Source organism: Pigmentiphaga sp. GD03639, from assembly GCF_029845405.1.
In the GTDB taxonomy this organism is placed as follows: domain Bacteria; phylum Pseudomonadota; class Gammaproteobacteria; order Burkholderiales; family Burkholderiaceae_B; genus Pigmentiphaga; species Pigmentiphaga daeguensis.
In genome coordinates, this window is sequence record NZ_JAOCLR010000001.1 from 236389 (window position 1) to 258840 (window position 22452).

A 22452-nucleotide genomic window follows, 5' to 3' on the forward strand; every position below is an offset into this window, starting at 1 on the left:
TGGGGGGCGCGCGAAGCGCGTAGGGGGGGGCATGTTCCAACAGCAACTCGTCAACGCACTATCGCTGGGGTGCGTTTACGCTCTGTTCGCGCTCGGCTTCACGCTGGTATTCGGCGTGCTGGGCGTCATCAATCTCTCGCACGGCGCGGTGTTCATGGTCGGCGCCTACGTGGCGCTGCAACTGATCACCCAGTTCGACCTGCCCCTGTGGGCCGGCCTGGCCGCCGCGGCGGTGGGCAGCGGCATCGTCGGCATCCTGATCGACGTGCTCGTCCTGAAGCGCCTGCGCAAGCGCAACGCGCCGCACCTCATACCCATGATCGCCACCATAGGCGTGGCCATCGCGCTCAACAGCGGCATGCAGGGCATCTATGGCGCCGCGAACATGCGCTTCCCGTCCGGCCTGGTGCCCGACGACGCCATCGAGATCGCCGGGCTGCACATGACGGTGATCGAGCTCATCATCATCTTCCTGTCGTTCGCGCTGATGGCAGCGCTGATGGTCGTCATGAAGCGTACCCAGCTGGGCAGGGGGCTGCGCGCCATCGCCGAATCGCCCAAGGCCGCCTCGCTGCTGGGCATCAACGTCGAGGGGCTGTTCATGCTGACCTCCTTCGCCGCTGCCGCCCTGGGCGGCGTGGCCGGCGTGCTGATCGGCCTTTATTCCAACGCGGTGTTCCCGCTGATGGGCCAGCCCATGCTGCACAAGGGCATCGCCGTCATCATCCTGGGCGGCATGGGCGACATACGCGGCGCCATGATAGGCGGGCTGTTCCTGGGCTTCGCGGAGGTGCTGTCGGTGGCCTACATCGGGTCGACCATGCGCGACGCCGTAGCCTTCGGCCTCCTGTTCCTGATCCTGCTCGTCCGGCCGCAGGGCTTGTTCGGCAAGGTGCTGGAACGCAAGGCATAAGGACGCAGACAAGAAATGGAATGGTTCGATAACTTCTGGTCGATCTACAGCAACCTGGTGCTGACCCTGGGCACCAACGCCCTGCTGGCCCTGTCGATCTACCTGACGCTTTCCTGCGGCATGCTGGCCATGGCCAATGCCGCCTTCATGGGGATAGGCGCCTACACCGCGTCCATCCTGACGATGAATTTCGAGATGTCCTTTCCGGTGGCGCTGCTGGGCGGCATGGCCGCGCCCATGCTGGTGGCCTTCGTCATCGGCAAGCCCACGCTGCGCCTGTCCGGGGTCTACCTGGCCATGGCCACGCTGGGCTTCGGCGAGGTGGTCCGGGTCGTGATCCTGAACACGGAGTCGTGGACGGGCGGTGCCCTGGGCCTGAACGGCATCCCCCAGCTGACGCAGTGGTGGCACATCGCGCTGGCCGTGGGGTTGTCGCTGGCGGTGCTGTTCCGGCTGCTGCGCTCGAAGGTCGGCCGCGCGTTCGAGGCCATCAAGGAAGACGAGACCGCCGCCGGACTGATGGGCATCGACGTCAACAACACCAAGATGCTGGCCTTCGTCCTGGGGGCGTTGCTGGCGGGCCTCGCGGGCGCGCTGAACGCCCACCTGACCTTCTTCATCGGACCCAACGAATACGGGTTCGACCGGGGCGTCGAGATCCTGACCATGACCATACTGGGCGGCATCGGCAGCCTGGCCGGGCCCGTGGCCGGCGCCGTGATCCTGACGCTGCTGCCCGAGACGCTGCGCGCGTTCAACGATTTCCGGCTCGTCATCAACGGCGTGATCCTGGTCCTGATCGTGCTGTTCCTGCCCAAGGGCATCTGGGACCCGGCGCTGCTGCGCAGCTGGTTCCGCCGGCGGAGCCAATGACATGCTGAAACTGCAATCCATCTCCAAGAGCTTCGGCGGCCTGCACGTGCTGCAGGACGTCAACATCGAGGTTCCGCAGGGAACGATCTTTGGCCTGATCGGCCCCAACGGCGCGGGCAAGACGACGGTGTTCAACCTGATCACGGGCCTGCTCGAACCGACCGGCGGCTCGCTCACCTTCGACGGCCAGAGCCTCGTCGGCGCCAAGCCGCACCAGATCACCCGGCGCGGCATCGCCCGCACGTTCCAGAACATCCGCATCTTCAAGGAAATGTCGCTGCTCGAGAACGTGGTGGTCGGCATGCACCGCCACCTGGACTACGGTCCGGCAGGCCTGCTGCTGGCGTTGCCCGGGTTCCGCGCCCAGGAACGCCGCGCGCGCGAACGGGCGCTCGAGCTGCTGTCCTGGGTCAAGCTGGAGCACAAGGCGCACCAGACCGCGGACAACCTCTCCTACGGCGACCAGCGCAAGCTGGAGCTGGCTCGGGCGCTGGCGACCGAGCCCAAGCTGCTGCTGCTGGACGAACCCGTGGCGGGCATGAACACCGGCGAGAAAGTGGACCTGATGGCCGAGATCCAGAACATCAAGGCGCGGGGCTACACCATCTTCATGATCGAGCACGACATGCGCTTCGTGATGGGCCTGTGCGACCGTATCGCGGTGCTGAATTTCGGTCGGATCATCGCCGAGGGCCTGCCCGAGGAAATCCGCAACAATCCGATGGTGATCGAAGCCTACCTGGGACGCGAGGACGACGTGGCGGACGAGGTGCAAGCATGAATCCGCTGCTGAAAGTCGACGGCCTGAAGGTTTCCTATGGCCACATCGCCGCGGTCAAGGGCATAGACCTCGAGCTGCGCGAAGGCGAGATCACGACGCTGGTCGGCGCCAACGGCGCCGGCAAATCCACCACGCTGCTGGCCTTGTCGGGCCTGATCCCCAAGGAAGCGGGCACCGTCACGTTCCAGGGCGAGGACATCTCGCGCCTGGCGCCGCACCGTATCGTCTCCAAGGGCATCGTGCAGGTGGCCGAGGGTCGTGCCATCCTGACCACGATGACGGTGCGCGAGAACCTCGAACTGGGCGCCTATACCCGGCGCGACAAGGGCGGGATCGGCGCCGACCTGGATCGCGTGTTCGAACTTTTCCCCCGGCTCAAAGAGCGCCTGAACGGCATGGCGGGCAACCTGTCAGGCGGCGAGCAGCAGATGCTGGCGATCGGACGGGCGCTGATGGCCAAGCCGCGGTTGCTGCTGCTGGACGAGCCCTCCATGGGGCTGGCGCCTATCATCGTGCAGGAGATCTTCCGCATCCTGCGCGAGATCAACCGGCAGGGATTGACGATCTTCCTGGTCGAGCAGAACGTGCGGCAGGCGCTCAAGATCGCCCATCGCGGCTACGTGCTCGAGACGGGCGGCATCGCCTTGTCGGGCTCCGGCAAGGAACTGCTGGGCGATCGCAGGCTGGTGGAAGCCTACCTGGGCGGCTGAGGGCCGCGCCGGCAAAAGCACGATATCCTCCGCTCTTTGGCGTCCCGGTGAAACCGGGGCGCGTACCAGCCAGGAGATCGCTTCGTGCAAGCAAGGCATTCCCCGCCGACCCGGATCGCGTTGCCGGTCGGTTTCATCGTCGTGCTGGGCATGCTGGCCGGCCTGCCGCCCCTGTCCATCGACATCAGCCTGCCCGGGCTGCCCGCCATCGGCGCCGAACTCGGCGCCACCGACTCGCAGATGCAGGCCACGCTGGGCGCCTTCATGCTGACTTTCGGATTCGGCCAACTGGCCTGGGGACCCTTGTCCGATCGCCACGGGCGCCTGCGCGTCATCCTGCTCGGCCTGGCCGTGTACGTGGTGGCGGCCATCGCCTGCACGCTGGCGGCGGACGGCGCCGCGCTGATCGGCTGGCGGGCGGTCCAGGGCTTCGGCGCGTCGGCCGCATCGGTGGCCGGCATCGCGCTGGTCCGCGACGTCTTTCCCCAACCGCAGCAGCGGGCCACCATCCAGTCCTTCATCGTCGCGGTGCTGAGCCTGGCGCCCATCGTGGCGCCGCTGATCGGAGCGTTCGTCATCCACGCGGTGGGCTGGCGCGGCCTGTTCGCGGTGCTGGCCGGGGCGGGGCTGCTGCTGGCCGCCATCGTCGGGATCCGCCTGCGGGCGGGACGGCTGCGCGCGCTCCGGGGCGTGCAGCCGGCGGCACCCGCTTCCGAAGACCGGCAGGCGGGCCCGGGCCAGCCGCAGCCAGAAGGCGGCGGGCGCCCCGCGGGCTATCGGAGCTTTCTAGCGCTGCCTCATGCGCGCGCCCTGTCGTGCGCGCTGGGTGTCGTGTTCTGCGGCATGTTCGTCTTCATCAGCGGGTCGCCTTTCGTGCTGATCGACGGCATGGGCGTGTCCAGTTCGGTCTATGCGATCGCGTTCGCGCTGGCCTCGGCCGCGGTGCTGGCGGGATCGCTGACGACCGCGCGCCTCTCGCAGCGAGGCGTGCCGCCCCAGCGTGTGTTGTACGCGGGCGTGCGCGGCGCGGCCTGCGCCGGCCTGGCCGCCCTGGCGGTCGGGCTCGCGCTGCGTGGCGCGCACGGGCAATGGTGGGAGATCGCGGTCTTCGTCGTGGCGATGGCGGCCAGTCTTTTCTTCGGCGGCTTCATCATGCCGACCCTCTTCGCGCTGGGATTGCAGGACGCGGGAGCGATGGCGGGCGTGGGTGCCGCGGTGCTGGGCGCATCGCAGATGCTGGGCGGCGCGCTGGGCAGCACGGCGGTCGGCATGCTGCCGGTCGCGCCCATCGTCGCAGTCGGAACGCTCGCCGCGCTGTGCGGCGTGGCGGTATGGATCATCGCTCGCGCAACGTTCGGCCGGACGTCGTCATGACGATCATGCACGATGCGATGACGTGACATCGCGCGTGGTGCCGAAGCAAAAATTTTCGTCGTTGGCATCCAAAAGGGTTGACATTGTTTTGAGCACCATTAACACTTCGGGCCTCGACTTTTAGAGATTGATATGGTTAAGAAATCGCAACCCGTTAAGGCCGCCGCCAAGCCGGCAGCCAAGAAGCCGGCCGCGAAGGTCGCCAAGAAAGCCGCTCCGGCCAAGTCGGCCGGCGTGCTGGCGAAGCTCGAAGCCGCCGCCGTGCGTCTGGGCGATGCCGCCAAGAAGGCGCTCGAGCGTTCCGAGAAGGCCCGCAAGGACGCCGCTCAGCGCGTGAGCCTTTACGAGAAGGCCGTCAAGGCCGCCGTGAAGGAAGCCAAGGCTGTCGTGGCCGCAGGCGACAAGAAGCCTGCTGCCAAGAAAGCCAAGGCCGCCACGAAGGCCGCCGCTCCGGCCAAGAAGGCTGCTGCCAAGCCCGCCGCCAAGGCCGCCAAGCCCGCGGTGAAGCCGGCCGCCAAGCCGGCTGCCAAGCCTGCCGCGAAGAAGCCCGCCGCCAAGCGCGTGGCGAAGAAGGCTGCTGCCCCGGTTGCCGCTCCGGCCGCCGCCGAACAGCAGGCTGCTTCGGCTCCCGCCGCCGCCTGATCGGCTGCAGGATGAAAAATGCCGCCCTTCGGGGCGGCATTTTTTTTGCCTGGCGACTGCGTCAGAACGGATAGTGCCGCGGCGTGGTCTGGACGGTGATCCACCGCAATTCGGTGAACTCGTTGATCCCGGCCTTGCCGCCGAAGCGGCCGTAGCCGCTGGCCTTGACGCCGCCGAACGGCATCTGCGCCTCGTCGTGCACGGTGGGGCCGTTGATATGGCAGATGCCGCTTTCTATGTGCTTGGCCACTTCCATCGCCCGTGCGATGTCGCGGCCGAACACGGCCGACGACAGCCCGTACTCGCTGTCGTTGGCCACGCGTATGGCTTCTTCGGTGCCGCTGACCCGAACGATGCACACCACCGGGCCGAAGGATTCCTCGCCGTAGATTTCCATCGCCGGGGTCACCTTGTCGAGTACGGTGGCCGCCATGATGTTGCCTTCGATGCCGCCGCCGGCAATGAGCTTGGCCCCCTTGGACACGGCATCGTCGATCAGGCGCCGGATGCGCTGGATGGCTTCCGGCGTCACGACCGCACCCAGCACGACGTCGTCGCGGCGGGGATCGCCGGCGGGCAGCGAAGCCGCCTTGGCGGCGAACCTGGCGGCAAAGGCATCGGCGATGGCGTCGTCGACGACCAGGCGTTCGGTGGACATGCAGATCTGGCCCTGGTTCATGAAGGCGCCGAAAGCCGCCGCGTCGACTGCGGCGTCGAGATCGGCGTCGTCGAGCACCAGCAAGGGCGCCTTGCCGCCCAGTTCCAGCAGGACGGGCTTCAGGTGGCGGGCGGCGCTCTGGGCGATGATGCGGCCGACGCGGGTCGAGCCGGTGAAGTTGACCCGCCGGATCGCGGGATGGGCGATCAAGGCCTCGACCACGGCGGGCGCGTCGTCGGGCGCGTTGGAGACGACATTGACGGTGCCGGCGGGCAGGCCGGCGTCACGCAGGGTCTGGGCGATCAGGTGGTGCGTGGCGGGGCACAGCTCCGACACCTTGAACACGACGGTATTGCCGCAGGCCAGGGGCATGGCGATCGAGCGCGTGCCCAGGATGATGGGCGCGTTCCAGGGCGCGATGCCCAGGACCACGCCCACCGGCTGCCGGACGGCCATGGCCAGGCTGCCAGGCACGTCGGAGGGGATGACCTCGCCAGCGATCTGCGTCGTCATGGCGGCGGCCTCGCGCAGGATGCCCGCGGCCAGGTGCACATTGAATCCGGCCCAGCCGCGCGTGGCGCCGGTTTCGGCGATCATGCGGGCGATGAACTCCGGCGTGCGCTGATCGAGCAGGTCGGCCGCCCGGTTCAGCAACTGCCGCCGTTCGCCAGGACCCAGCGCGGCCCAGGCCGGAAAGGCTGCCGCGGCGGCATCGGCGGCGGCGCGGGCATCGGCCACCGTGGCGGCCGCGGCACGCGTGCTGTCGGCGCCGGTGACCGGGTCGCGCCGCACGAACGTGGCGCCGCCGGTAGCGTCGCGGTCTTCATCGTCGATCAGGAGCTTGATGTCGAACATGGTGGTTGACTCCAGTAATGGCGGCCCCGCGGCCGCCTTGATTCGCGTCAGGCTTTCGCCATGCCGAGATAGGCCTGTTGCACGGCCGGGTCGTTCATCAGCGCGCCTGCTTCGCCTTCGCCGGCGATGGCGCCGTTCTCGATCAGGTAGCCGCGCTGGGCGATCGCCAGGCTCAGGCGGGCATTCTGCTCGACCAGCAGGATGCCGACACCGTCCTGCCGGATGGCGGCCAGGGACTTGAACAGCTCGGCGCTCATCAAGGGAGACAGGCCCAGCGACGGCTCGTCCAGCAGCAGGATCTCCGGCCGCGACATCAGCGCCCGGCCGATGGCGACCATCTGTTGCTCGCCGCCGCTCATGGTGCGGGCGGTCTGGCCCAGGCGCTCGCCCAGCCGGGGGAACAGGGCCAGCACGCGTTCCAGGGTCGCGGCCTCGGTTTCCCGGGCGCGGTGCGCATAGGCGCCCAGCCGCAGGTTCTCGCGCACCGTGAGCTCGCCGAAGATGCCCCGGCCCTCGGGGACCAGGGCGATGCCCAGCTCGACGATACGATGGGCGGGCGTCGCGGCGATGTCCTGCCCCGACAGGCGCACCACGGCCTGGCCGTCGTGCGGGACGAGGCCGGCCACGGCCTTGAGCAGCGTGCTCTTGCCGGCGCCGTTGGCACCCAGCATGACGACGATCTCGCCCGGCCCGACCGACAGCGCGACCTTGCGCAGCGCCGTATGCTTGCCGTAGGCGACGGACAGGTTGGCGACTTCAAGCACTGGCGTCTCCCAGGTAGGCGCGGATCACTTCCGGATCCGACAGGACGGCGGCGGGCGTACCCTCGGCGATCTTGGCGCCCGCGTTCATCACGACGCAGCGATCGCACAGCGAGTGCACGGCATCCATGACGTGCTCGACCAGGATGATGCTCATGCCCTCGTCCTTGAGCGAGCGCACCAGCGCGATGCCTTCGAGCAGTTCGGACGGATTCAGGCCGGCCAGCCATTCGTCCAGCAACAGCAGGCGGGGCGACAGGGCCAGGGCGCGCGCCAGCTCCAGCCGCTTCTGGTCGATGTAGGTCAGTTCGCCGGCCAGCGTCCGGGCATGGCGCGCCAGGCCGACGCGCGCCAGCAGTTCGGCGGCTCTGGCCGTGGCCTGCGCGCCCCACATCGGTTCGCGCGAGAAGGCCAGGCCCGCCACGACGTTCTCGGTCGCGTCCATGTCGGCCAGCACTCGCACCAGTTGGAAGGTCCGGGCCACGCCCGCGTGCGCCACCTTGTGCGGGGCCTTGCCGGCGATGGGCAGGCCCGCCAGTTCGATGTCGCCCGCATCCGGCGCCAGGGCGCCCGAGATCAGGTTCATGACCGTGGTCTTGCCCGAACCGTTCGGCCCCAGCAGGCCGACGATCTCGCCGGCCTCGACCGAGAAGCTCAGGTCGTTGACCGCGGTCAGGCCGCCGAAGGTTTTCCGCAGTTGGGAAATGCGCAGGCTGTTCATGATGCCTCCCTGGCGGCGGGCGCCGCCGCGCGGTCGGCCTTGCGCAGCCGCCGGGCGAGGCCGACGACGCCGTTGGGCAGCAGGTAGACGATGATCATGAAGACGGCGCCGAGCAGGATGCTGTAGTGGTTGGGGAAGTTCGCGCCCAGGTATTCGAACAGCAGCGCGAGGGGGATGACGCCCAGCAGCGGGCCGTACAGCCGTTGCACACCGCCCAGCAGCGCCATGATCAGCACCTGGAACGACATGACGGGATTGAACGCGATGGCCGGGTCGATGTAGGTCCAGCGCGGCGCCATGATCGCGCCCGACAGTGTCATGAACACCGCGCTGAGCGCGAACAGCAGCACCTTCGCGCGGGTGGTGTCGATCCCGCAGTGCCGGGCCACCGTTTCGTCCGCGCCGATGATGCGCAGCGCGAAGCCCAGGCGGGAGCGGCCCAGCAGCAGGGTGGCCACGAACAGCACCGCGCCCAGCGCCAGCAACTGCCAGTAGATTTGTTCCTGGCTGATGTCCAGGAATACATAGCGGCCGATGGAGTTGGACACGTTCACCTCGTACCAGGTGACCAGCTGGCGGATGAGCTCGGTCAGCCCGAAGGTGAAGATGACGAAGTAGACACCGGCCAGCCTGAGGGTGGACAGCCCGACGACGACAGCGACCACCAGGCCGACCACGGCGGCGGCCGCCAGTACCGCCGGCCAGGGCAGGGCATCGCCCAGGACCGCCACGGTATAGGCGCCGATGCCGAAGAAGGCGACCGTGGCCAGCGACACGTAGCGGGTGGGGCCCGAGAACATCGCCCAGGCGGTGGCCAGCACCGCGTAGTTGAGGATGTTGATGGCCAGCGACAGGCCATAGCCGTCGGCCACCAGGGGCACGCCGGCCAGCACGGCCAGCACGGCGACACCGGCGATCAGGGGAATGCGCAGCGGGGCGTTCATCGCGCGGCCCTCCCGAACAGGCCGGTGGGACGCACCAGCAACACCAGCAGGAACACGCCGTAGGTCACGGCGATCGTCAGTCCGGGATCCACGTAGGTGGCGATGAAGGATTCCGCCAGGCCCAGCAGCAGGCCCGCGACCAGCGCGCCCAGGACGTTGCCCACGCCGCCCATGATGATCACGATCAGCGCCTTCATGGTGAAGATCACGCCCATGTTGGCGTTGAAGGTCAGGAACATGCTGACCAGCACGCCGCCGCTGGCAGCCAGCGCGCCGCCGGCGGCGAAGGCCAGGGCCGAGGCCCAGCGCACGTCGATGGCGACCAGGCGCGCGGCCACCGGGTCCACCGCCACCGCCCGGATGGCGGTGCCCAGGCGGGTGCGGGTCAGCGCCAGGTAGAAGCCGATGCCGAACACCGCGGCGAAGCCCAGGGCCAGCAACCGGTTCAGGGCCAGTACCGAATCCAGGATGCGCACGGGTTCGTTCAGGTAGGAATAGCTGTAGTAGTTGCCGCCGAAGGTGACCTGCATCACGCCCTGCACGATGAACAGCAGGCCGAACGTGGCCAGGATGCTGTCCACCTCCAGCGCGGCGCGCGTGCGGGTGCGCCTGACCAGCGGCGTCAGCAGGAAGCTGTAGACCAGCCAGTTCAGGGCGAAGGCGACGGGGACGATCAGCAGCAGGCCCCACAGGGGCGCGATCTGGAGACCGGTCATCAGGAGGTAGGCGCAGAAAGCCGCGGCGACGAGAAACTCGCCATAGGCCAGATTCATGATGCGCGAGACGCCATACTGCAGGGTCAGCCCCATGGCGACGAGCGCGTACATGCCTCCCAGCGTGATGCCGGAGAAGAGTGCATCGATGAACATACGGGATTCCTGTCGCGCGCCATCCGGCGGCGTGCCGGACGGCGCGGGTTGAGGGTCAGCGCGCGGCGGCGCCGGCCTGCCAGGCGGACTTGGGGAAGACCAGCTTGGCGGCGCCGGCGTGGCTGGCCGGCTCGATGCCGACGAACTCGCCGTTCTGCCATTGGCCCAGCGTCAGCATGTTGGGCACCATGTGGTTCTTCAGGTTGATGCGGCCCAGGATGGTGTCGAACTCCTCGCTGGCGATCTTGGCCGACACGGCCTTGCGGTCCAGGGTCCCGGCCTTCTCGATGGCCTGTTGCAGCACCTGCAGTCCGGCATAGGTGACCAGGCTGGCCCAGCGGTCCGGTTCGGCCCCGGTCACTTCCTTGTGGCGCTGGATGTAGGCCTTGACGGCGGGGCTGTTGGCGTCGATGCCGCCCAGGCTGGCCACGCCCTCGACGTTCGCGCCGAAGCGGTTCTTGTACAGCGGGAAGGCGGTGCCCACCCCGGTGTAGAACACCTTGGGATTGAAGCCCAGCACCCGCGCCTGGTCGGTGATGGCCATGGTGTCGGGCGGATAGCTGAACGCGATGAAGACGTCGGGGTTCAGGTTCCTGGCTTCGGTCACGATGGGGGCCAGGTCCTGCGTGCCGACCGGGTAGGTCTTGGCGTAGGCCAGCTTGAAGCCGGCCTTCTGGAACGCGGCGCGCGCCGCGGTGGCCAGCTCGATGCCGAAACCGTCGGCGATGGAGACCATGGCGATGGAGTCGCCGATCTTGCCGGCCTTGCGCAGGCTGGTCAACTGGTCGACCAGGGCCTCGGCGTATTGCGAACCGGTGCCCAGCAGCCAGTAGCTGTTGGGCCAGCGCTTGGCGAACTCGGGCGCGCGTTCGGTCACCGCCGAGCCCGCCAGCAGCGGATAGCCGTAGCGGTGGAAGGTGGGCGCGACGGCCAGGTTCATCGCGGTCGACCACGGAGGCAGCAGGAAGTCGACCTTGTCCTGCGTGATGAGGCGCTCGACGGCGCGCACGGCGTCCTCGGAGCTGGAGCGGTCGTCGTATTCGACGACCTTGATGGGCAGGCGCTTGGCACCGACCTTCAGGCCGCCCGCCTGGTTGACCTCATGGACCCAGAGCTTGTAGTTGGGAATGGTCGTGATGCCCGCGCCGCCGGCGTTGACGCCGGTCTTGGACACCGCGTAGCCGATGGTGACGGCGTCCTGGGCATGGGCCGGAAGGGCGAGCGAGAACGCCGATAGGGCAACGGCCGTGCCCAGGCGGCGCAGCGATTTCAGGGACGAGGTGAGCATGGTGTGTCTCCCGGTAATTTTGTAACAATCGCGGAGTTTTGTTGTAGCGACGTACAAATTCTGGCTAGAGGGCTCGGCCGTGTAAAGTTGCAGGCATTGATGAAATCGGACGAATACTTGTACTTTTTTGCCCGCCTTCCCGAGGATCCGCATGGCCGTTTATCCGCATTCCCTGCCCGACGTGCATCCGGACATCGGCGAGACGCCGCTGGCCACCCTGATGGAGAGCGAAGTGATGATGCCCGCGCTGGCCGCGCGCGAATGGGTGGTCGAGGCCGCGCGCAGGCAGGGGCGCAGCCATGCCTTGCTGCTGACGGCGGGGAAGGGCGTGGCCACGCTGCGCCATGGCCAGCTCGCATTGCGCGCGCCTTGCCTGGCCTGGCTGCCACCCGGCATGGCGCAATCCATCCGCCTGGAGGCCGGCGGTGCCGGCTACATGCTGTCGGCGGCCGAGGAGCTGGTGTCGCGCGCGTCGGCCGCCAGCCAGCATGCCGCGGCCCTGCGCAACGTGGCCGACCGCCTGCTGCACATCGGGCCGGACGAGATGGCGGCCGGGCGGGACATGCTCTGTCCCGTGTTCGAAGCCGTCAGCCATGAGCTGCGCCAGGCGGCCAAGGGCGCCGCGGGGATCGCCGTCGCCTACCTGTCCATCGTCCTGACGCATCTCTGGCGCATGAGCGACATCGACCCCGAGGCGCCTACCGGCGACCGGCCCGGTTCCGTCGTGTTCCAGCGTTTCCTGCGCGTGGTCGAGATGCACTTCCGCGAGCACTGGCCGATTTCCCGCTACGCCCGCACGCTGGGGGTGACCGAACGCCGGCTGCATGCCGCGTCCATGCGCAGCGCCGGCTGCGGCCCGCTGGCCGTGGTGCACGAGCGCCTGTTGCAGGAGGCCCGGATACGCCTGCAGCAGTCGCCGCTGCCCGTGGCCCAGGTCGCCTACGGCCTGGGGTTCCGCGACACCGCGCACTTCAACCGTTTCTTCAAGCGCCACATGGGCATGCCTCCCGGCAGCTACCGCCGCCGGGTACTCGAAGAAGCGGGCCGCGAGGATCTCACGTACTCTGCCTGGCCGTAGAGGTCCCCCCTACGCGCTTCGCGCGCCCAGCATGGTTGAGCCCCAGCCGCTACGCGGCAGCCCCCGAGAAGGCCGGGACCCGCCTCGGGGCGGCCCGGCGCCGGGTCCCGGGAGAAAATCGAAAGCTATACTTTTCCCATCTAGCCTTGGGTGTGAATGTCGTGAAGGTTTTCGTCGGACGGGATTTGTCGTGGGGAGCGCTGGCCGGGGCGCTGGGGCTGATGTTCCTCGTGTCCAGCGCGCTGCGCGGGCCGCTGCCCGAGGGGCCGTTCAGCGAGCGCGTGCCGGTGCTGGCGCAATACGCCGGTTCCTTCCTGGCGGCAGCGCTGATGGGGGGCTTCATCGTGCTGGTGATGTGGGGCTTCCGGCGTTTCCGCTCGCAGCGCTACGAGACGCCCCGGCGCGACCTGGCGCTGGCCATCCTGCTGATGGCCATCGTGACGTTTCGTCCCGCCCATGCCGAGGTGGCCGCACCGGTGGCGCCGGCGGCGGGCGTGGAGCACTACGCGCCGTAGGCGGCGCGGCCCTTGGCCAGGTAGGGCGCCAGTGCGAACAGGTCGACGTTGCCGCCCGAGACGATGACGCCCACGCGCTTGCCGCGCGCATCGACCTTGCCGGACAGCAGCGCGGCCGCGCCCAGGGCGCCGGTGGGTTCGAGCACGAACTTCATCCGCTCCATCAGGAAGAACATCGCGCGCAGCAGTTCGTCGTCGGTCACCGTCAGCATGTCGTGGACGTGGGACTGGATGAGCGGGAAGGTGTACCGGCCCGCCGATTGCGTGCGCGCGCCATCGGCGATGGTGTCGGGATTGTCGACCGATTGCAGCGTGCCGCTGCGGAACGAGCGGGTGACGTCGTCGCCCGCGGCCGGCTCCACCCCTATGACCCGGATGCCCGGCGCGCAGGCGTTGGCCGCGATGGCGGACCCCGACAGCAATCCGCCGCCGCCGCAGGGGACCAGCAGGTAGTCCAGCGGTCCGGTCTCGCGCAGCAGTTCCAGCGCGGCGGTGCCCTGGCCGGCGATGACGTCGGGATGGTCGAAGGGAGGGATGGTGGTCAGTCCCTCGCGGTCCGCCAGTTCGGCCGCGATGTCCTCGCGCCGTTGCGTGTCCCGGTCATACAGCACCACGCGGGCGCCGTAGCCGCGCGTGGCTTCCAGCTTGACCCGCGGGGCATCCGACGGCATGACGATGGTGGCCGGTATGCCCAGCAGTTGGCCCGCCAGCGCGACGGCCTGGGCATGGTTGCCGGACGAATAGGCCACCACGCCGCGCCGACGGGCATCATCCGGAAGCCGGGCCAGCGCGTGATAGGCGCCGCGGAACTTGAAGGCCCCCATGCGCTGGAAATTCTCGCACTTGAAAAAGACCGTGGCCCCGGTGCGGGCGTCGACGGTATGCGAAGTCAGCACCGGCGTGCGGTGGGCGTGGCCGGCGAGCAGCGCGGCGGCCGCTTCGATGGCGGGGAAGGCGACGGACATGGTGTTTTTCCACCTGGGTGCCGGCCGGAGGCGGCCGAGGAGCCAAGCATATACGAAGCGGATCGCCGGAGGCGCGGCCTGCCGGGAATCCCCAGGCGGCGCCGTTCTCTTGGGGTATCCCCCGATGTTGACGCGAAGCCGGCGGGCAGGCGAAAATGCCGGCTGACATGTCTATGGCATGTCCCTCCAAAGGGGAGTAGTTCGAGAGTCCAACAGGCTCTTTCGTACGATCGTCAATACGTGGAAGTCCGCTTCCTCCGGTCGTGCGGATCACCGCCCGGTGATTGAACAAGACCTTTGCAGCCTGGCCTCAGGTCCTGCATGGGTACTCCCGTCCCCAGTCATTCCTGTCGCCAGCAGAGGCCGTCAACTTCTCTGGAGAACAACTCGTGGAATGGCTTTCGGCTTTCGCCGCAGAAACTTTCACCACCCAATTCCTGTTCGCGCTCGCGTCCATCGTCGTGATCGACATCGTGCTGGCCGGCGACAACGCCATCGTCATCGCGCTGGCCGCGCGCAACCTGCCGCCGGCCTTGCAGAAGAAGGCCATCGTCTGGGGCACGGTCGGCGCCATCGTGGTCCGTACGTTGATGACGCTGGCCGTGGTATGGCTGCTGAAGATCCCCGGCCTCATGCTGGTGGGCGGCCTGGCGCTGCTGTGGATCGCGTATCGGCTCCTGACCGCCGAAGAGGACGAGCACGGAAGCGGCGCGGCCAATACCAGCTTCGTCGCCGCCATCAAGACCATCGTGATCGCCGACGCGGTCATGGGCGTGGACAACGTGCTGGCGGTGGCCGGCGCGGCGCACGGCAGTTTCCTGCTGGTGGTGCTGGGCCTGTTGATCAGCGTGCCCATCATGGTCTGGGGCAGCCGCCTGATCCTGCGCCTGATGGAACGTTATCCGGCCATCATCTACATCGGCGCCGGCGTGCTGGTCGTGACCGCGGCCAAGATGGTGATGGGCGAACCGCTGGTCAAGCCCTGGTTCCAGGCCCACGCCTGGGTGCAGTGGGTGCTGTATCCGCTGGCGCTGGTTGCCATCCTTGGCGGCGCCCGGATGGTCGTCAACAATCGCGGCAAGGGGCAACCCGAATCCAACGCGGCGTGACGCCGCCGCCCAGGCCGTGCGAGGGAAATACCCCCTCTCGCGGCAGGGGCGAACTGGGTTAAGCTTGCGGCTTTCCCGGGGTGGATACTCCGCCCGCAGCAGAACGGCGCCCGGTTTCGGCCGGACGCCGTTCTTTACGTAGGAAGGCCGCGGGCCGCTTGATCGAGTGCGAATGACGACGAATTATTCCCTGACCCTGATGCCCCGGCCCGGGACGTGGAACTGGCGGCACCTCGCCCAGCGGGGCGCGCTGGCCCTGCTGACCACATCGCTGCTGATGCTGGACGACTGGATCCAGCAGTGGTTCACGGTCGCCAACCAGGCCGATTTCGAACTGAACTACTTCGCGGCGCTGCTGGCCTTCAACCTGGGCCTGTGGCTGTCGGGCAGCCGGGTGTTCGTGACGTGCATCCTGGTGCTGCTGGGCGGCATGGAACTGGTCCAGCTCAGCCACATCTCCTACGCCGGCCGGCCGCTCGATCCCGTGGTGCTGGCCAGCCTGTTCTCGGAATTCGGCGACGTGCGGGAAGTGGCGCTGGCCGATTTCGGCGACCACGTCCACGTGCTGTTCGCGGTGCTGATTCCGTACCTGGCCGCGTGGTGGCTGTTCATGACTTACATGCGGTCGGACGTGCGGCGCTGGCAGCGCGCGCTGGGGGTCATGCTGGTGGCCGCGGGCCTGCTATCCAAGCCTTATCGCGCCACCTACCGCGACCTGAATTCCTTCCTGCCCGGCCCCACCCGCAGCGGCCTGCACAACTCCCTCAATACCTTCAGCTTCTTCCTGGTGCACAACGTGCTGCGCGGATCGCTCCACGCCGCGCCTGCGCCGGTGGCGGCCATCGCCCAGCCCGAGGTCGTGCCCTTTGCCTCGGATGCGCGGCACGTCTGGCTGTTCGTGGCCGATTCGCTGCGCAGCCAGCACCTGGGCATCATGGGCTACGAACGGGACACGACCCCCAACCTGGCGCGGCGCATGGAGCAGGGATTGGTTGCGCGCCATGGGGTGGCGGCGGCCGTTTCCACCGCGGCCAGCATGCCGCTGATCCTGAACGCCGTGCGCGAGCCCGGCCAGCTGGCGCAGATCCGGGGGCTGTCCACGAACCTGTTCAAGTTCGCCAAGGAGGCGGGCTTCAAGACCTACTGGATCTCGTCCCAGGAGTCCAAGCTGCTCAACGACGTCGGCAGCCGCTACGTCGACGTGTCGATCACCCGCGAGGACGAGCCGGCCCGGTTCGGCAGGCAGGGCGACGAGGCGATCCTGTCGCTGCTGCGGGAACAGGCCTGGGCCGAGAAGACCTTCGTCGTGGTCCTGCTGCGGTCGACTCACGCGCCCTACGAAGCCAACTATGCGCACGCGCGGGACCGCTACGCGCGCTGGCCGGACAGCCACGACCAGCCGCGCGCGGAGCGCCAGCGCAACGCCTACGACAATTCCGTGCTGTACCTGGACGCGCTGCTGGATCGCATGCTGGACGAGTTCGACCGCCTGCCGGGCCCGCGCCACCTGGCGATCACCGGCGACCACGGGCAGTTGCTGGGGGCGCGGGGCATGTGGGGGCACAACGTGCTGGAACCCGAGGTGGCCGACGTCCCGGTACTGTCCTGGAGTCGCGATGCGCCCGAATCCGTGTCCGAACCCATGCGCCGGGCGGGCTGGATCAGCCATTTCGAGATGTCGCGCTGGCTGGCGAACCGGCTGGGGCACGATGTCCGCTCGCCGTCGGCCATCGAAGGCGTGCACTACGTGCAGGGCAAGAACCTGTACGGAGCCAACACCTTCCGCGAAGTGCACGAGGGCGCTTCGCTGGAGTTCTCCGATGTCCTGCCCGTGGGCCACAGCCTGCCGGTCCGCCCTTACAATCCGGTCCGCTCGCTCGTCGCACGCTGAGTGCGCGTGTCCACGGACCTACGCATGTCTTCCCCCCAGGAAAAATCCTCTCCCTTCGAACTGATGACCGGCCGCAACGCGCTGCGTTCGCTGGCGCTGGCCGGCGGCGTGGCGCTCCACGCCATCAACGTCTACGTCGTCACCACCATCATGCCCACCATCGTGCACAGCATCGGCGGGCTGGCGTACTACGCCTGGAGCACGACGCTGTTCGTGGTGGCGTCCATCCTCGGCTCGGCGCTGTCCTATCGGCTGATCGACCGGATCGGGCCGCGCCGCGCCGCGCCTATCTGGGCGCGTTGGCGCTGTTCTGCCTGGGGTCGCTGGTCTGCGCCACCGCGCCGGCCATGTGGTGGCTGCTTGCCGGGCGGACCGTCCAGGGGCTCGCCGGCGGCGTGCTGCTGGCCTTGTCCTATGCGCTGATACGGATGGTGTACGAGCCGCGCCTGTGGCCGCGCGCGCTGGCCTTCGTCTCGGCGATGTGGGGCGTGGCGACGTTGTCGGGCCCGGCCCTGGGCGGCCTGTTCGCCTCGCTGGGGTGGTGGCGCCCGGCCTTCCTGTCGCTGTTGCCGGTAGCCGCCGCGCTGGCGGCCATCGTCCATAAGCTGGTGCCGGCCGCCGCGCCCGCGTCGTCGTCGGCCGCGGCGGGCGTGCCCTGGGGCAAGCTGGCGCTGCTGGCGTGCTCGGTGATGGTCGTCTCGGTGGGCAGCCTCTCGCATGAACTGGCCTGGAACGCCGCCGGCGTGGCGGTGGGGCTGGCGCTGGTGGCAGGGATGGGGCGGCTGGACGTGAAGGCCTCGTCGCGGCTGATGCCCACGGGCGCCTATTCGACCCGCACGGTGCTGGGCGCTTGCTACCTGACGATGGCCATGCTCATCATCGGCTTGACCAGCGAGATCTTCGTGCCGTATTTCCTGCAGACCCTGCACGGCCAGACGCCGCTCGTGGCGGGTTACCTGACGGCGGTCATGGCGGGCGGCTGGACGCTGGCCTCGCTGATGTTCTCGGGATATACCGGCGCCGCCGTCGTGCGCCTGGTCCGTGCCGGGCCGGTGGTGACCGCGGCGGGCCTGGCCGCGCTGGCCGTGCTGGTACCGCCGGGCGAGTCGGGCGGCGTGGCGTTCGCCGCGCTGTGCGCGGCGCTGGCCGGGGTCGGGTTCGGGATAGGCATGTGCTGGTCGCACCTGGTCACGCGGGTGTTCCGCTCGGCCCCCGCGGGCCAGGAGAACCTCGCTTCGGGCGCGGTGACGACCCTGCAGCTCTATGCGATCGCGCTGGGATCGGCGGTGGCCGGCATGGTGGCCAATGCCGCCGGCCTGGCCGACCCCGGCGGCATCGAAGGCGCCCGCACCGCGTCCGCCTGGCTGTTCGGCCTGTTCGCGCTGGCGCCGGCCCTGGCGGCCTGGAGCGCCCGGCGCTCGTAGTCCAGGCTGCTCGCGCTGCCCGCGCGGCCGTCAGCGCATCGACGGGGCCTCGCCCCCCAGGGCATCGACCACGTCGGCGATCAGCTTGGCCAGTTCGCCCGACATCAGCGTGAAATCGGCGTCGAAGCGTTCGGCGTCGTTCTGCGCCAGGGCGTCGGCGTTTTCCTTGAGCACGTCCAGCGGCGCGATGCGCTTGATGGCCAGCGATTCGCTCAGCACGAACGAGATGCGGTCGGCCCAGGTCATGGCGAGCCGGGTGCACTGCTTGCCGGCCTCGATGTGGCGGCGCACGTCCTCGGCCTCGATGGATTGCCGCACATAGCGCACCGTGGCGCGGCCTTCGCCGGTGGAGCGCAGCTCGGTGTCCTGGTCGATCGTGAAATTGGCGGGAGCTTCGCCGCCGGCCAGCCATTCCGTCATGGCGGCCGCGGGCGAGGTCTGCACGTGCAGGTTGGCCAGCGGGAATTTGTCGATGGCCCGGTTCAGGAGCTGCAGCAGTTCGTCGCAGCGCGCCGCCGAGGAAGCGTCGATGCACAGCCAGCCGTTGCGCGTGTCTATCCACGCGCGGGTGTCGCGCAGGATGCTGAAGGCGCGCGGCAGCAGCGTTTCCTTGACGTTCTCCTTGATCTCCTTCATCTGCTTGCGGCCCGGCTTGAAGCCTTGCTGCTCTTCGATCTCCTGGGCCTTGGCCTTGGCCACCTGATTGATGACGGTGGTCGGGAGCAGTTTCTTCTCGGTGCGCAGCGTGATCAGCAGCTGGCCGTTCACGCCGTGGGCCAGCAGGCTGCCGTTTTCCAGCGGGGGCGCCCATCCCTGCGTCTGCAGCTCCAGGCTGGAGCCGGGGGCGAAGACCTGGGGCCGGAGCAGTTCATCGAGCCCCTCGGGCGTCATGGGCCAGGGGGCGGGAAGGCGATAGATCTGTAGATTCTTGAACCACATGGCGGGCCGCGCAAAAGGGTCGATTCTATACGACGCGGCCTTCGCCCTTCGTTACCCCAGGTCCAGCGAGTCATCCTTCTTGGATTCGCGCGGCACGTCGGGCGACAGTTGCCAGAAGATCCACGCCGAAGCCGCGGTGAGCAGGCCGATGCAGATGAAGGTGGCGTGGAAGGCGGCCAGCGCGTCCTCGGGCGCGCCATGGTCCACCAGGTGACTGAACGCGGCCAGGATGCCGCCGGCCACCGTCACGCTCAGGCTGATCGCCAGCATCTGCATCATGGACAGGATGCTGTTGCCGCTGCTGGCGCCTTGCTGGCCCAGATCCTTGAGCGTCAGCGTGTTCATCGCGGTGAATTGCAGCGAGTTCACCGCGCCGAAGAAGGCCATCAGCAGCACCTGGGTCCAGACCGGGTGCGAGACATCGACCAGCGAGAACGAGACGATGGTCAGGCCGACCAGCACCGTATTGACCACGAGGACGTGGCGATAGCCGTAGCGGGTGATGAGCGAGGTCGCGAGGCGCTTGCTGAGCATGCCGGCCGCGGCCACGGGCAGCATCATCAGGCCCGAATGCGTGGGCGAATAGCCCAGGCTGACCTGCAGCAGCAGCGGCAGCAGGAAGGGCATGCCGCTGCTGCCCAGGCGCGCGAACAGGTTGCCCAGCAAGCCTATGGTGAACGTATGGATGTGGAAGAGGGTGGGCGAGAACAGCGGCGCGGCCTGCCTGCCCGCGCGCAGCCAGTAGGTGACGATGCTGATCAGGCCGAACACCAGCATGAGTACGACGGTAGCGTGGCCCGTGGCGCGGCCCGAGAACCCGTCCAGCGAGAGCGAGATGGCCGCCATGCCGAAGGCCAGCAGTCCGTAGCCCACGCCGTCGAAGGAGGCCGGCTGCTTCTCGCGCTTGTCGATCATGAAGGTGCGCGTGGCTATCGCGCCGGCCAGGCCGACCGGGATGTTGATCAAAAACACCCAGTGCCAGGAGAACTGCTCGGACAGCCAGCCGCCCAGCACGGGGCCGATCATGGGGCCGACCATGGCCGGGATGGCGACGAAGCTCAGCGCGGGCAGCAGGCGCTCCTGGGGGAAACTGCGCAGGATGACCAGCCGGCCCACCGGCATCAGCATCGCGCCGCCGGCGCCCTGGACCACGCGTGAAGCGACGAGCTGGCTGAGGTTCTGGGAGACCGCGCACAGCACGGAGCCCAGCGTGAAAAGGACGATGGCCGAGAAATACACCTTGCGCGTGCCGAAGCGGTCGGCGACCCAGCCCGAGGCCGGGATCAGCACGGCCATGGTCAGCGCATACGAGATCACCACCGATTGCATGCGCAGGGGGCTTTCGCCCAGGCTTGCCGCCATCGCCGGCAGGGCCGTATTGACGATGGTGGTGTCCAGCGTCTGCATGAAGAGGCCGATGGCGACGAGCCAAAGGGTGATGTTCAGCGTTTTTCTGTGTTCCACGGTCGGCGGGCGGGAGGCGGGCGGGTGCCATAGGATAGCTTGATTCATGCCCGCGGCTTGGACTAAGGTGGCCTGGCCGGCTCCCGGTGCCGCGCGGCGCCGGGAATGGCCTTTGCTGGCCGGCATCCCAGGCAACCAGGAGACGACGATGTCGGAACACGTGTACAAGCAGCTCGAATTGGTCGGGTCCTCGACGAAGTCCAGCGACGACGCGATCCGCAACGCGATCGACCGCGCGGCCCGGACGATGCGCCATCTGGCATGGTTCGAGGTCACCCAGGTGCGGGGCCACATCGAGGACGGCAAGATCGCGCACTGGCAGGTGGGCCTGAAGGTGGGGGTGCGCCTGGAGGACTCGAAGTAGGCTCCCGAGGCAAGGGCGGCGGCGGGAGGCCGCCGCCTGCGCGCCGGCCCGGTGCTGGCTACAGTGCTTGAGAATTGTTATCATTATTGATCTTAATCATCTCAAGCATGCAGTGCCGCGCACCGCCGTATGGACAAACAGTCGGATCGCTTCCTGGAGCAGAAGCGTCGCTCATTCTGGTTGAAGCATCTGCATCAATGGCACTGGATCAGCTCGGCGATCTGTCTCGTCGGCATGCTGCTGTTCGCCGCCACCGGCATCACGCTGAACCACGCCTCCCAGATCGAAGCCCATCCGCGCGTCGTCTCGAAGGAAGCGCAGGTGCCGGCCGAACTGGCGCGCGCGCTGGCGCCTGAAGGGGGGGCCGACAAGGCGCCATTGCCGCCGGCGCTGCGGCAATGGCTGGAAGACCAGTTGTCCGTGGCGATCGGCGACCAGCTGGCCGAATGGTCGTCCGACGAGATCTATGTTTCCCTGCCACGCCCCGGCGGCGACGCCTGGCTGAGCGTCGAGCTGCCCGACGGCGCTGTGAAGTACGAGAGCACCGACCGCGGCTGGATCTCGTATTTCAACGACCTGCACAAGGGCCGCAACACGGGCGAGGCCTGGAAGTGGTTCCTGGATATTTTCGCGGTCGCCTGTCTGGTGTTCTGCGTGACCGGTTTCTTCCTGCTGCAGATCCATTCGCGCAACCGGCCCGTCACCTGGCCCATGGTGGCGCTGGGCGTGGCTGTGCCGCTGTTCCTGGCATTCGTATTCATTCATTGAAGAGGTTCTGGCTATGCGTACATTGATCCCGGTGGCCGTCACCGGCCTGATGGTCGGGCAGGCCCAGGCCGCCGACCTGGCGGTAAGGATCGAGATCCCCCGGCTGAACGTGGCCGAGTACCACCGTCCGTACGTGGCGGTGTGGGTGGAGGGGCCGGACCAGAAGGTCGCCGCCAACCTGGCGGTCTGGTACGACGTCAAGCTCAAGAACGACGAAGGCACGAAGTGGCTCAAGGACATGCGCCAGTGGTGGCGCCGCACCGGCCGCGAACTGACCATGCCCGCCGACGGCATCAGCGGCGCCACGCGGCCCGTGGGCGAGCATCAACTGGCGTTCAGCGACGGCAAGGCGCCGCTGGGCAAGCTGGCCGAAGGCAAGTACGAACTGGTGGTCGAAGCCGCGCGCGAGGTCGGCGGCCGCGAGTTGCTGCGCATCCCGTTCCAGTGGCCGCCGCGCGCGCCCGAGAAGGGCGAGGCGCGTGGCCAGCACGAGCTGGGCCGCGTCGCGCTGGAAACCAAACCCTGATTCCCTAGCAACCCCTTCCG

Annotated in this window: 22 protein-coding genes and 1 pseudogene; 14 read left to right on the plus strand and 9 right to left on the minus strand. The window is 68.2% G+C overall.

The window, feature by feature from the left end; genetic code table 11:
* Nucleotides 1–31 precede the first annotated feature (31 nt).
* The 6 genes from N5K27_RS01135 (at nucleotide 32) to N5K27_RS01160 (ending at nucleotide 5293) form a co-directional block, all read left to right on the plus strand.
* The gene (locus tag N5K27_RS01135) at nucleotides 32–913 is read left to right on the plus strand and encodes a branched-chain amino acid ABC transporter permease (protein WP_132979938.1); all 882 of its coding nucleotides are present in this window, start codon (nucleotides 32–34) and stop codon (nucleotides 911–913) included.
* A gap of 15 nt (nucleotides 914–928) precedes the next feature.
* Nucleotides 929–1786 (plus strand): branched-chain amino acid ABC transporter permease, encoded by an 858-nt coding sequence (locus N5K27_RS01140; RefSeq protein WP_279813929.1) that lies wholly within the window; start codon nucleotides 929–931, stop codon nucleotides 1784–1786.
* A gap of 1 nt (nucleotide 1787) precedes the next feature.
* The gene (locus tag N5K27_RS01145; RefSeq protein ID WP_279813931.1) at nucleotides 1788–2567 is read left to right on the plus strand and encodes an ABC transporter ATP-binding protein; all 780 of its coding nucleotides are present in this window, start codon (nucleotides 1788–1790) and stop codon (nucleotides 2565–2567) included.
* Nucleotides 2564–3277: an ABC transporter ATP-binding protein gene (locus N5K27_RS01150; RefSeq protein ID WP_087839245.1), complete on the plus strand. Its 714-nt coding sequence runs from the start codon at nucleotides 2564–2566 to the stop codon at nucleotides 3275–3277. The genes N5K27_RS01145 and N5K27_RS01150 overlap by 4 nt, the downstream gene beginning before the upstream one ends.
* A gap of 84 nt (nucleotides 3278–3361) precedes the next feature.
* A complete protein-coding gene (locus N5K27_RS01155; protein ID WP_087839247.1) occupies nucleotides 3362–4651 on the plus strand; it encodes an MFS transporter in 1290 nt (429 codons plus the stop codon).
* 132 nt (nucleotides 4652–4783) lie between these two features.
* Nucleotides 4784–5293 (plus strand): hypothetical protein, encoded by a 510-nt coding sequence (locus N5K27_RS01160; RefSeq protein WP_279813938.1) that lies wholly within the window; start codon nucleotides 4784–4786, stop codon nucleotides 5291–5293.
* A gap of 61 nt (nucleotides 5294–5354) precedes the next feature.
* On the opposite strand, the gene N5K27_RS01165 is transcribed toward N5K27_RS01160, so the two are convergent.
* The 6 genes from N5K27_RS01165 to N5K27_RS01190 are packed head-to-tail and all read right to left on the minus strand — an operon-like array spanning nucleotide 5355 to nucleotide 11389.
* A complete protein-coding gene (locus tag N5K27_RS01165) occupies nucleotides 5355–6806 on the minus strand; it encodes an aldehyde dehydrogenase (RefSeq protein ID WP_279813941.1) in 1452 nt (483 codons plus the stop codon).
* 47 nt (nucleotides 6807–6853) lie between these two features.
* The gene (locus N5K27_RS01170) at nucleotides 6854–7570 is read right to left on the minus strand and encodes an ABC transporter ATP-binding protein (protein ID WP_087839249.1); all 717 of its coding nucleotides are present in this window, start codon (nucleotides 7568–7570) and stop codon (nucleotides 6854–6856) included.
* Nucleotides 7563–8288 (minus strand): ABC transporter ATP-binding protein, encoded by a 726-nt coding sequence (locus tag N5K27_RS01175; RefSeq protein ID WP_087839250.1) that lies wholly within the window; start codon nucleotides 8286–8288, stop codon nucleotides 7563–7565. Before N5K27_RS01175 ends, N5K27_RS01170 begins: the two co-directional genes overlap by 8 nt.
* Entirely contained in the window at nucleotides 8285–9232 is a 948-nt protein-coding gene (locus N5K27_RS01180; RefSeq protein WP_087839251.1) for a branched-chain amino acid ABC transporter permease, read from the minus strand. Before N5K27_RS01180 ends, N5K27_RS01175 begins: the two co-directional genes overlap by 4 nt.
* Nucleotides 9229–10101, minus strand: a complete 873-nt coding sequence (locus N5K27_RS01185; protein WP_279813950.1) for a branched-chain amino acid ABC transporter permease — start codon at nucleotides 10099–10101, stop codon at nucleotides 9229–9231. Before N5K27_RS01185 ends, N5K27_RS01180 begins: the two co-directional genes overlap by 4 nt.
* Before the next feature lie 55 nt (nucleotides 10102–10156).
* The gene (locus tag N5K27_RS01190; protein ID WP_279813953.1) at nucleotides 10157–11389 is read right to left on the minus strand and encodes an amino acid ABC transporter substrate-binding protein; all 1233 of its coding nucleotides are present in this window, start codon (nucleotides 11387–11389) and stop codon (nucleotides 10157–10159) included.
* A 151-nt stretch (nucleotides 11390–11540) separates the two neighbouring features.
* On the opposite strand from N5K27_RS01190, the gene N5K27_RS01195 reads away from it, so the two are divergent.
* Together N5K27_RS01195 and N5K27_RS01200 are read left to right on the plus strand one after the other, a co-directional pair.
* Complete coding sequence (locus N5K27_RS01195; protein ID WP_087839254.1) at nucleotides 11541–12467, plus strand: AraC family transcriptional regulator; 927 nt, start codon at nucleotides 11541–11543, stop codon at nucleotides 12465–12467.
* A 161-nt stretch (nucleotides 12468–12628) separates the two neighbouring features.
* Entirely contained in the window at nucleotides 12629–12982 is a 354-nt protein-coding gene (locus N5K27_RS01200) for a hypothetical protein (protein ID WP_132979944.1), read from the plus strand.
* On the opposite strand, the gene N5K27_RS01205 is transcribed toward N5K27_RS01200, so the two are convergent.
* A complete protein-coding gene (locus tag N5K27_RS01205; RefSeq protein WP_087839256.1) occupies nucleotides 12970–13947 on the minus strand; it encodes a threo-3-hydroxy-L-aspartate ammonia-lyase in 978 nt (325 codons plus the stop codon). The genes N5K27_RS01200 and N5K27_RS01205 overlap by 13 nt on opposite strands.
* A gap of 389 nt (nucleotides 13948–14336) precedes the next feature.
* Between N5K27_RS01205 and N5K27_RS01210 the strand changes: the two genes are divergently transcribed.
* From N5K27_RS01210 to N5K27_RS01220, 3 genes and pseudogenes are all read left to right on the plus strand, one after another.
* Nucleotides 14337–15056, plus strand: a complete 720-nt coding sequence (locus N5K27_RS01210) for a TerC family protein (protein ID WP_279813963.1) — start codon at nucleotides 14337–14339, stop codon at nucleotides 15054–15056.
* A gap of 172 nt (nucleotides 15057–15228) precedes the next feature.
* The gene (locus N5K27_RS01215; RefSeq protein WP_087839258.1) at nucleotides 15229–16947 is read left to right on the plus strand and encodes a sulfatase-like hydrolase/transferase; all 1719 of its coding nucleotides are present in this window, start codon (nucleotides 15229–15231) and stop codon (nucleotides 16945–16947) included.
* 24 nt (nucleotides 16948–16971) lie between these two features.
* A pseudogene (locus tag N5K27_RS01220) lies at nucleotides 16972–18371 on the plus strand (MFS transporter).
* A 30-nt stretch (nucleotides 18372–18401) separates the two neighbouring features.
* Here the strand turns inward: N5K27_RS01220 and N5K27_RS01225 are convergent.
* Nucleotides 18402–19310, minus strand: coding sequence for a recombination-associated protein RdgC (locus N5K27_RS01225; RefSeq protein ID WP_087839260.1), 909 nt, complete (start codon nucleotides 19308–19310; stop codon nucleotides 18402–18404).
* Between the two features lie 51 nt (nucleotides 19311–19361).
* Nucleotides 19362–20822: a multidrug transporter subunit MdtD gene (gene mdtD / locus N5K27_RS01230; RefSeq protein WP_087839261.1), complete on the minus strand. Its 1461-nt coding sequence runs from the start codon at nucleotides 20820–20822 to the stop codon at nucleotides 19362–19364.
* Nucleotides 20823–20922: 100 nt separating this feature from the next.
* Between mdtD and N5K27_RS01235 the strand changes: the two genes are divergently transcribed.
* The 3 genes from N5K27_RS01235 (at nucleotide 20923) to N5K27_RS01245 (ending at nucleotide 22432) form a co-directional block, all read left to right on the plus strand.
* Nucleotides 20923–21138 (plus strand): dodecin, encoded by a 216-nt coding sequence (locus N5K27_RS01235; RefSeq protein WP_087839262.1) that lies wholly within the window; start codon nucleotides 20923–20925, stop codon nucleotides 21136–21138.
* Between the two features lie 129 nt (nucleotides 21139–21267).
* On the plus strand, nucleotides 21268–21906 hold the full coding sequence (locus N5K27_RS01240; protein ID WP_087839263.1) for a PepSY-associated TM helix domain-containing protein: 639 nt from the start codon (nucleotides 21268–21270) through the stop codon (nucleotides 21904–21906).
* Between the two features lie 13 nt (nucleotides 21907–21919).
* Nucleotides 21920–22432 (plus strand): DUF2271 domain-containing protein, encoded by a 513-nt coding sequence (locus N5K27_RS01245; RefSeq protein WP_087839264.1) that lies wholly within the window; start codon nucleotides 21920–21922, stop codon nucleotides 22430–22432.
* The last annotated feature ends 20 nt before the right edge of the window (nucleotides 22433–22452 follow it).

What these genes read in the sequence shown, in the direction of transcription:
- N5K27_RS01215 (WP_087839258.1), top strand. Translation starts at nt 15,229, where the DNA reads ATGACGACGAATTATTCCCTGACCCTGATGCCCCGGCCCGGGACGTGG.
- N5K27_RS01245 (WP_087839264.1), top strand. Translation starts at nt 21,920, where the DNA reads ATGCGTACATTGATCCCGGTGGCCGTCACCGGCCTGATGGTCGGGCAG.
- N5K27_RS01225 (WP_087839260.1), bottom strand. Translation starts at nt 19,310, where the DNA reads ATGTGGTTCAAGAATCTACAGATCTATCGCCTTCCCGCCCCCTGGCCC.
- N5K27_RS01165 (WP_279813941.1), bottom strand. Translation starts at nt 6,806, where the DNA reads ATGTTCGACATCAAGCTCCTGATCGACGATGAAGACCGCGACGCTACC.
- N5K27_RS01150 (WP_087839245.1), top strand. Translation starts at nt 2,564, where the DNA reads ATGAATCCGCTGCTGAAAGTCGACGGCCTGAAGGTTTCCTATGGCCAC.
- N5K27_RS01135 (WP_132979938.1), top strand. Translation starts at nt 32, where the DNA reads ATGTTCCAACAGCAACTCGTCAACGCACTATCGCTGGGGTGCGTTTAC.
- N5K27_RS01205 (WP_087839256.1), bottom strand. Translation starts at nt 13,947, where the DNA reads ATGTCCGTCGCCTTCCCCGCCATCGAAGCGGCCGCCGCGCTGCTCGCC.
- N5K27_RS01235 (WP_087839262.1), top strand. Translation starts at nt 20,923, where the DNA reads ATGTCGGAACACGTGTACAAGCAGCTCGAATTGGTCGGGTCCTCGACG.
- N5K27_RS01190 (WP_279813953.1), bottom strand. Translation starts at nt 11,389, where the DNA reads ATGCTCACCTCGTCCCTGAAATCGCTGCGCCGCCTGGGCACGGCCGTT.
- N5K27_RS01160 (WP_279813938.1), top strand. Translation starts at nt 4,784, where the DNA reads ATGGTTAAGAAATCGCAACCCGTTAAGGCCGCCGCCAAGCCGGCAGCC.
- N5K27_RS01240 (WP_087839263.1), top strand. Translation starts at nt 21,268, where the DNA reads ATGGACAAACAGTCGGATCGCTTCCTGGAGCAGAAGCGTCGCTCATTC.
- N5K27_RS01195 (WP_087839254.1), top strand. Translation starts at nt 11,541, where the DNA reads ATGGCCGTTTATCCGCATTCCCTGCCCGACGTGCATCCGGACATCGGC.
- N5K27_RS01175 (WP_087839250.1), bottom strand. Translation starts at nt 8,288, where the DNA reads ATGAACAGCCTGCGCATTTCCCAACTGCGGAAAACCTTCGGCGGCCTG.
- mdtD (WP_087839261.1), bottom strand. Translation starts at nt 20,822, where the DNA reads ATGAATCAAGCTATCCTATGGCACCCGCCCGCCTCCCGCCCGCCGACC.
- N5K27_RS01180 (WP_087839251.1), bottom strand. Translation starts at nt 9,232, where the DNA reads ATGAACGCCCCGCTGCGCATTCCCCTGATCGCCGGTGTCGCCGTGCTG.
- N5K27_RS01185 (WP_279813950.1), bottom strand. Translation starts at nt 10,101, where the DNA reads ATGTTCATCGATGCACTCTTCTCCGGCATCACGCTGGGAGGCATGTAC.
- N5K27_RS01145 (WP_279813931.1), top strand. Translation starts at nt 1,788, where the DNA reads ATGCTGAAACTGCAATCCATCTCCAAGAGCTTCGGCGGCCTGCACGTG.
- N5K27_RS01140 (WP_279813929.1), top strand. Translation starts at nt 929, where the DNA reads ATGGAATGGTTCGATAACTTCTGGTCGATCTACAGCAACCTGGTGCTG.